Below are 498 nucleotides of genomic sequence, written 5' to 3' on the forward strand. Positions count from 1 at the left end.
ACGGCTCTGCTGTCTACGTGGCTCCTGGATGGACCAAAACAGGAGGCGATTTCAAGGAAGCGAGAGGCGTATATTGGCTCGAAGACGAAGCCGGTCGGCTAGTCAAGGCGCCGTCACCAGAATCACTAAGAGGCGTCATCCCACCAGAGTTGGCCCGGCGAGGGATTGTGTTTCGTAACGGGTTTCTGAGGGAAAAGGGCTGGTACATCCACCCCAAGACGGGCCAGCGCATCGAAACCGACTTTTGAGCGGCACCCTGTCGTGAGACCGGCTCTTCATGCGGGCAACAAAGCGAAGTCAAGCAGGGCGCCTGCCAAGCCCGAGCGGACCCAGCGGCAGCCGACATCCCGCGTTGGACAGAGGAGCAGGTCGCCAGAACGCCGGGCATTGGCGAAGGTGAAGTGGATCGCTTCAGTTCGGATGAAACGGGGGAGGTCAACATGGATGCTTACCTTGCCTGGCTGAAGCTCAACGGCTACAACCTCGACAACCTCAGGG

At 59.6% G+C, this 498-nt stretch carries 1 protein-coding gene; it reads left to right on the forward strand.

Going from position 1 to position 498, the window contains the following annotated elements:
• Window positions 1–248: hypothetical protein (locus GTZ97_RS16825; protein ID WP_236651281.1), on the forward strand; the 248-nt coding region annotated here is incomplete at its 5' end.
• Window positions 249–498: the final 250 nt, after the last annotated feature.

It is taken from the genome of Aquabacterium fontiphilum (genome assembly GCF_009909205.1).
Classification (GTDB): domain Bacteria; phylum Pseudomonadota; class Gammaproteobacteria; order Burkholderiales; family Burkholderiaceae_C; genus Aquabacterium; species Aquabacterium fontiphilum.